The following is a 7,032-nucleotide window of genomic DNA, read 5'->3' as shown; positions in this document are numbered from 1 at the left end:
TTCATAAAAAACTCTTACCCACCCCCCCCCATTTCCTATCGGTTGTTTCTGGTTTCCTTTTCTAATCTGGCCCAATTTTTCCACCTCTAACCCTGATCCAGCGCCAAGCCGCAGCGGACGGGATGGGGTGGCGGTTCTGGCGGTTCACCGCGCCCCGCGCTCTCGCCAACGTCGCCCAGACCGCCCTGCAGCGCATCGACGTGCTGCTGGTCGCCGCGCTCGCCGGGCTGGCCGCCGCGGCGGCGTACTCCGTCGCGGGGCGGTTCGTCGTCGTCGGCCAGCTCGCCAACGGGGCCATCTCGCAGGCGGTGCAGCCCCGGCTGGCCGAGGCGCTCGCGGTCGGCGACCTGCCCACCGCCCGGCGGCTGTATCAGACCGCGACCGGCTGGCTCATCCTCACCTCCTGGCCGCTGCACCTGACGATCCTCCAGTACGCCGGGGACTACCTCGGCCTGTTCGGCACGCACTACCGGCAGGCCGCCCCGGTGGTACGCGTACTGGCGTTGGTCATGCTGCTGGCCACCGGCTGCGGGATGGTCGACATGGTGCTCGCCATGGGCGGCCGCACCGTCTGGAACCTCGTCAACGTTCTCGCGGCCCTGATCGCGATGGTCGCCGTGGATCTTCTCCTCATCCCGGCGCTCGGGATCGTCGGCGCCGCCCTCGGGCTGGCCTGCGCGGTCGCCGTGAACAACCTGCTGCCCCTCGCCCAGATCGTGGTCACGATGCGGCTGCACCCCTTCGGCGGCGACACCCTCGCCGCCGTGCTGCTGACCTCCGTCAGCTTCGGCGCGGTGCCGGCCGCGCTGCACGCGTCCCCGCCTTGGCTGGCCATCGGAGCCGGGGCGGTCGCGTACCTGCTGGGGGTGGTGCTGCTGCGCCGCCGCCTGCCTATGACCCCATTGAGCCGGCGGGTCTGACAACACTCGAGGAGAACCATGCGCACCGATTACACCCAGATCTTCCAGGACTCCGCGGCGGTGGAGAAATACGAGCACATCGTGTACGCCCCGGACAGCTACTGGTCGGCGATCAACCGGCGGCAGCGCGAGTATCTGCGCGGCCTCGCCCGGCGGGCGTTCCCCTACCGGCGACCGGTCCAGCACGACTTCGCCTGCGGCACCGGCCGGGCCATCCGCATCCTGCACGGTCTGGTGCGCGGAGCGCACGGCTACGACACCAGCGCCGCCATGCTGACCAAGGCGCACGAGGTCGGCGCGTACGCGGTCATGCACCAGATCGACGAGACCGGTCCGGTGCCGATCCCGGTCCCGACCGACGCGCCCGCCCTGGTGACGGTGTTCCGCCTGCTTCTCAACGTCGACGAGGCGGTACGCGACCGGGCGATCGCCTTCGCGGCCCAGGTTCTGCCGCACTACGACGCCGGGCTCCTGGTCGTGGAGAACCACGGCAACGCGCACTCGCTGCGGCACCTGCGGCATCGCCGGCACGGTGCGAAGCCCTGGTTCGCCGAGCTGTCGCACGACGACGTGGCCACGATCCTCGACCGGCACGGCTTCACCATCGTCGAGCAGCGCGGCTTCGCCCTGTTCACGCAGGGCTGGTACGGCCGTCGCTGGCTGCGCCCGATCGCCCAGTTCGTGGACGACCTGGCCACCCGGGTCGGCCTCGCCGGCCGCTACTCCGTCAACGTTCTCTACATCGCCCGGCGTACCCGTCCGACCTTGGGAAGTCTGGCCAGCGGCGAGCTCGCGCCGTCCGCATCCGAGGCACCGCGCTCGCCTGGGTCCTCCCACCTGGTCTCGCCCGAGTCCCCCCAGGCGGTCTCCGCCGAGTCTTCCCACGCGGTTTCGCCCGAGTCTCCCCGCCCGGTCTCGCCCGAGTCCTCGCACGCGGTTTCGCCCGAGTCCTCGCACGCGGTTTCGCCCGAGTCCTCGCACGCGGTTTCGCCCGAGTCCTCGCATCCGGTGGAGCCGGCAGCGGAGCCGGCCGAGGAGTCCGAGCGGCCACGGCGCGACCCGGACGCGGAGAGCTGGTGAGGCGCTTCGTCGCCGTGCTGGTGGTCGGGCTGCTGGCTCTGACGGCGTGCTCACCGCCGCCTGACGAGCCGGCGCCGACTCCCTCCACCTTGGACAAAATCGCGCCCCATCCCGGGCCGTTCGCCGGTGGCGCGGTGACTCCGCCCGCCACCGGCGCCTGGCTGGGCGCGTGGGTCCGGCCGGCCCAGCTCACCCAGGCCGGCCGGATCGCCGCGGTACGCCAATACGAGGAGTCGCTCGGCCGCCGCCTGCGGATCGTCAACACCTACCGGCGGATCGACGAGCCGTTCGACACCTACAGCGACCGCCAGCTGGGCCGCAAGGGCAGCACGCTCATGCTCAGCTGGGCCACCGGCGACACCCGCTCGATCACCCTCGGCCACACCGACCGGGAGCTGCGTACGCGGGCCGCCGAGCTGCGCCGCTTCGGCGACCCGGTCCTGCTGCGCGTCCGCTGGGAGATGGACCGACCGAACCTGGCCGCCACGATGTGGAGCGCGGAAGACTACATCGCGGCGTGGCGGCACATCCGGGCCGTGTTCGCCGAAGAAGGCGTACGCAACGTCGCCTGGGTGTGGTGCCCCACCGCCGAAGGCTTCGCGGCCGGGCGAGCCGCCGCGTACTACCCCGGCGACGACACCGTCGACTGGGTCTGCGTCGACGCGTACGCCGGAAGCAAGTTCGCGTCGCTGAAAGACCTGCTCACGCCGTTCCTCACCTGGGCGGCGCAGCACCCCAAGCCCATCGTCGTCGGAGAGTTCGGCGTCGCCCGCACGTGGGGCCCCACCGTGCGTACGCGGTGGATCCGGGAAGCCGGCGACTTCGTCCGAGGGTGGCCGCAGATCAAAGCGGTGGCGTACTTCGAGTCCGATCCGGACGGCAACGGGGAGAAGGGGCAGTTCCGGCTGGCCGGCGACGCGACGGCATTCGCCACCTTCCGCTCCGCCTTCCCCTAGCCCCTCCTGATCCCTGACTGTTTGTTGGGCACTGGATCAGGGTTCTAAGTCGAATCTTGGGCCAAGATTCGACTTAGAACCCTGATCCAGCCGCAGGCGGTTATCCACAGGCGTTGTGATCTCGGTACGCCGACTGCGACGGTCGGCGGATGCCGCGTCGACCAGCCGTCCCGCCAGTGCTCCGTGGAAGGGTCTTCCGGGGCAGCGAAGCCGTGCGGGAAGGCCTCGTGACTGCCACCCAGCTGTCCGGCAAGACTTGGCGCAGGCTCTTCCGGGATGTGTACGTCGAGGCGAACGCCGAGGTGGACCACCTGAATCGGGGCGCCGCCGCCCTTCGCTACCTGGTTCCCGAAGGGATTCTCACGGGGGTCTCGGCTGCCTTCGCATACGGCGTGCTCTTCGGCGCGGCTGATCTGGTGGAGATGCTGGTCCCGGTGCCACACGGGCCGATCAAGGGCATCATCATGCATCACGGCCCGACGATGGACGGCGACGTACGCGAGGTCGCTGGTCTACCGGTCGCGTCACCGGCCCGTACCTGCTGGGATCTGGTCCGCCATCGCCCGTTGCCGGAGGTGATCGCGTACCTCGACCAGTTCCTCGGCAGAGGTCTGGTGACCCTGGAGGAACTGGAGAAGTACGCCTGGGAGCGGGAACGGGAACCCTACTGGCAGCGCTTTTTGCAGGCCGCCCGGTTGGCCGACGGTGGTGCGGAGTCGCCGGGTGAGTCCCGGAGTCGTCTCATGCTCGTCACCAACGGGGTTCCGCACCCGACGACTCAGTTCGTGATCACCCATCGGGGCAGGTTCGTCGCCCGCGTCGACCTGGCGTGGGCCGAGTATCGCGTCGCTCTCGAATACGACGGCTTCGAGTTCCACAGCGCGCGATCGGATCTGGCTCGCGACCGCGCTCGGTTGAATCGTCAGGTCCTCGCCGGCTGGTTGATCATCCACGTCACGGGTGACCGGTTGCGGCGCGACCTTCCGAGCGTCGTGGCGGAGGTGCTGGCCGCGTTGCGTACTCGTGGCTGGCCGGAACGGCCTCGCCTCACCGACGAATGACGCGTACGCCCGACAGCGGATCAGGGTTCTGGGTCGAATCTTGGTCCAAGATTCGACCCAGAACCCTGATCCAGCCCGCAAAGCCACGGCGGGGTCAGGGGCGGCGGAGGGCGGCGCCGGCGAGCAGCCGGACGGCGTACGGGGCGTCGTGTCGCAGATAGCGTGAGGCGAGCCGCCGGGGTTCTTGGGCGAGCCGGTGCGCCCATTCCAGGCCGCTGCGCTGCATCCAGATCGGGGCGCGCTGCTGCTCGCCCGCGATGAAGTTGATCGCCGCGCCGCAGCCGAGGAACCAGGTCGACGGCAGGGCGTCGCGCAGGTCGGTGATCACCCGTTCCTGCCGCGGGAAGCCCAGGCCGACGAAGCAGACGTCCGGGCGCGCCGCGATGACGGCGTCCAGGACGGGGGCGTACTGGTCGGGGTCGGCGTCGAAGCCGAACGGTGGCGCGGCACAACCCGCGATGATCAGGCCTGGGCAGGCGCCGGCGAGTTCGGCGGCCGCGCGGTGCGCTCCGTCGGCGCTGCGCCCGGCGACACCCACGGCGGAGGCCATGAGCAGCCAGTCGTCGCCCTCCTCCGGTTCGATCGCGGACGGCACCGGCGCGCCGCCCAGGAGGTAGACCGATCCGGCGATGTCCCCGATCGCCTGCGAGATGGTCCAGATCAGGCTGGAGCCCGCGACCCGTTCGGGCAGCGGGTTTCCGGCGAGTTTGCTCGCCCACACCAACGGCATGCCGTCGGCCACGACCAGGGTCGCGTCGTCGAGGAAGCTGCGGACCTCGGCCGCGATCGGCCGGTCGCTGTCGGCGAGCCGCAGGATGTCCACGTTCGGGGTGACGATCCGGCCGCCTTCGCCCCGGCTCAGCGCCTCGACGACATGTGCGGCGACCTCTTCCTCGGTGATCGCGTCGAATTCCCGGCCGGCCAGTCTCACGCGCTCATTTCCCACGAAATTGGACAATAGCGGGTCAATCCCTGCGGATCAGTCGTTAACCGCAGTGACACACGAACCGACAAAACCGTGCAGGGGGTGCGCCGATGGCGCGGGTGATTTTCCTCGGCGGGCTGGGACGCAGCGGCACGACGCTGATCGAGCGCGTCCTCGGCGAGGTGCCGGGCATCTGCGCGGTCGGCGAGCTGGTCCATCTCTGGCAGCGCGACCTGCGCGACGACGAGAAATGCGCCTGCGGCAGCCACTTCTGGGACTGCGACTTCTGGGAACGCGTCGGCATCGCGGCGTTCGGGGGCTGGCACCGGGTCGACGTGCATCGCGTACTCGCGCTGCGCGATCTGGTCGAACGCACCCGCCACATCCCGCGCCTCGCGACTCGCGTGCCCGCCGGCTATGCCGATTTGGTACGCGAGTACGCCGACTACTACGTCCGTGTCTACGAGGCAGCGGCCGCCGTCAGCGGTGCTGAGGTGATCGTGGATTCGTCGAAGCATTCCGCGCTCGCGCATGTGCTCCGCTATGCCACCCGGGTGGAACCGGCCCTCGATCTGCGGGTGCTGCACGTCGTGCGGGACGCGCGTGGGGTGGCGTACTCGTGGACGAAGAACGTGCTGCGGCCCGAGGCGGCCGCCGACGAGATGACCCGATACTCCCCGGCCCGCTCGGCTCTGCTGTGGACGGCGCACAACGCCGCGTTCTCGCTGCTCCGCCGCCGGGGCGTACGCGTACGCACCTTGCGTTACGAGGAGTTCCTCGCCGATCCGGAGGCCACTCTGCGGCGGCTGGTCACGTTCGCCGGGCTCGACCCGTCGGCGGTGGACCTCGGCTGGCTGGAACGGGACCAGGTGACGCTGAGCGTGTCACACAGCGCCGCTGGGAATCCGATGCGGTTCACTACTGGACTCGTTCCGCTGCAACGCGACGACGCCTGGCGTACGCACCTCGCGCCGAGGCAGCGGGCCGTCGTGAACGCCGTCTGCGCGCCGATGCTGAAGGCGTACGGGTACGAGCTGGGGGTGAAGCGATGACGACCTGGCCCTCGGTGGACGTGGTGGTGCCGACCCGGGATCGGCCCGAGCTGCTCACCCGTACGCTCAACGGCATTCTCGAGCAGGACTACGAAGGCCCGGTACGCGTCCTCGTCGTCTACGACCAGGCCGAGCCCGACCCGTCCCGGGAATCCGCCGAGGACCGTCCGGTGACAGTGCTCTGCAATTCGCGTATCCCTGGATTGGCAGGAGCCCGGAACACCGGAATCCTGGCCTGTACCGCGGAGCTGGTGGCCTTTTGCGACGACGATGACGTGTGGGTGCCGAACAAGCTGCGGGACCAGGTGACGGCCCTGCGCCATCACGCGGAGGCCGAGATGGTGACCTGCGCGATCGAGGTGCGGTACGCGGACCGGCGCAGCATCCGCCTGGCCGGGCGCGACCTGGTGACCGTCGACGACCTGGCGCGGTCGCGGATGGCCATGCTGCACTCCTCCGGCTTCCTGTTCCGGCGCGCGGCGCTCGTGGATCCCACCGGGCTGGGCCTGGTCGCAGAGGACGCGCCGGGCAGCCAGAACGAAGACTGGGACCTGCTGCTGCGGGCGGCACGACGGCACCCGATCCTGCACGTCGACGAGCCGCTCGTCCGGGTGCTGTGGGGCCGGAGTTCGTTCTACGCCTACGAGTACGCCACCAAGATCTCGTCGCTGCGCTGGATGATGGCCCGGCACCCCGAGATCAAAGGCTGCCCACCGGGCGCCGCCCGGGTCTACGGCCAGCTCGCGTGCTGGTCGGCGGCGGCGGGAAACCGCACCGACGCCTGGAAGTGGACCCGGGAAACCGTACGCGCCAACTGGCGGGAGCCGCGCGCCGCGATCGCTTTGGCGGCCCTTACCGGTGCCGTCCGCATCGAACGGGTCCTGAGCGCCCTCCACAAACACGGCCACGGCATCTGACTCCCCCTTTTTCTTCCCGACTGGATCAGGGTTCTGGGTCGAATCTTGGTCCAAGATTTGTACCCCCAAACCGCGAGATAGGGAATTCACACCAGAGAAATACAATGACACAAAAATAAAA

General features: G+C 69.6%; 7 protein-coding genes. 6 read left to right on the top strand and 1 reads right to left on the bottom strand.

Going from position 1 to position 7,032, the window contains the following annotated elements; all coding sequences use genetic code 11:
- The first annotated feature begins 122 nt into the window (after positions 1–122).
- The 4 genes from AB0M47_RS41625 (at position 123) to AB0M47_RS41610 (ending at position 4,017) form a co-directional block, all read left to right on the top strand.
- The gene (locus AB0M47_RS41625) at positions 123–920 is read left to right on the top strand and encodes a polysaccharide biosynthesis C-terminal domain-containing protein (RefSeq protein WP_363424261.1); all 798 of its coding nucleotides are present in this window, start codon (positions 123–125) and stop codon (positions 918–920) included.
- Positions 921–938: 18 nt separating this feature from the next.
- On the top strand, positions 939–2,000 hold the full coding sequence (locus AB0M47_RS41620) for a hypothetical protein (RefSeq protein ID WP_363424258.1): 1,062 nt from the start codon (positions 939–941) through the stop codon (positions 1,998–2,000).
- Positions 1,997–2,956: a glycosyl hydrolase gene (locus tag AB0M47_RS41615; protein ID WP_363424255.1), complete on the top strand. Its 960-nt coding sequence runs from the start codon at positions 1,997–1,999 to the stop codon at positions 2,954–2,956. Before AB0M47_RS41620 ends, AB0M47_RS41615 begins: the two co-directional genes overlap by 4 nt.
- A gap of 227 nt (positions 2,957–3,183) precedes the next feature.
- Positions 3,184–4,017 carry a hypothetical protein gene (locus AB0M47_RS41610; protein WP_363424253.1) on the top strand — a complete coding sequence of 278 codons (834 nt, stop codon included), beginning with the start codon at positions 3,184–3,186 and terminating at the stop codon, positions 4,015–4,017.
- A gap of 94 nt (positions 4,018–4,111) precedes the next feature.
- Here AB0M47_RS41610 and AB0M47_RS41605 read toward each other — a convergent pair whose 3' ends face one another.
- A complete protein-coding gene (locus tag AB0M47_RS41605) occupies positions 4,112–4,963 on the bottom strand; it encodes a WecB/TagA/CpsF family glycosyltransferase (protein WP_363424251.1) in 852 nt (283 codons plus the stop codon).
- Positions 4,964–5,052: 89 nt separating this feature from the next.
- Between AB0M47_RS41605 and AB0M47_RS41600 the strand changes: the two genes are divergently transcribed.
- The gene (locus tag AB0M47_RS41600; protein ID WP_363424249.1) at positions 5,053–5,994 is read left to right on the top strand and encodes a sulfotransferase; all 942 of its coding nucleotides are present in this window, start codon (positions 5,053–5,055) and stop codon (positions 5,992–5,994) included.
- Complete coding sequence (locus AB0M47_RS41595; RefSeq protein WP_363424246.1) at positions 5,991–6,911, top strand: glycosyltransferase; 921 nt, start codon at positions 5,991–5,993, stop codon at positions 6,909–6,911. The genes AB0M47_RS41600 and AB0M47_RS41595 overlap by 4 nt, the downstream gene beginning before the upstream one ends.
- Positions 6,912–7,032 lie beyond the last annotated feature (121 nt).

It is taken from the genome of Hamadaea sp. NPDC051192 (assembly GCF_040682475.1).
Taxonomy (GTDB): domain Bacteria; phylum Actinomycetota; class Actinomycetes; order Mycobacteriales; family Micromonosporaceae; genus Hamadaea; species Hamadaea flava.
Note: the sequence above shows the minus strand (reverse complement) of the source record. Positions and strands in the feature narration are given on the sequence as shown.

Coding starts and splice junctions, on each gene's coding strand:
- AB0M47_RS41595 (WP_363424246.1), top strand. CDS start 5,991: ATGACGACCTGGCCCTCGGTGGACGTGGTGGTGCCGACCCGGGATCGG.
- AB0M47_RS41600 (WP_363424249.1), top strand. CDS start 5,053: ATGGCGCGGGTGATTTTCCTCGGCGGGCTGGGACGCAGCGGCACGACG.
- AB0M47_RS41620 (WP_363424258.1), top strand. CDS start 939: ATGCGCACCGATTACACCCAGATCTTCCAGGACTCCGCGGCGGTGGAG.
- AB0M47_RS41625 (WP_363424261.1), top strand. CDS start 123: ATGGGGTGGCGGTTCTGGCGGTTCACCGCGCCCCGCGCTCTCGCCAAC.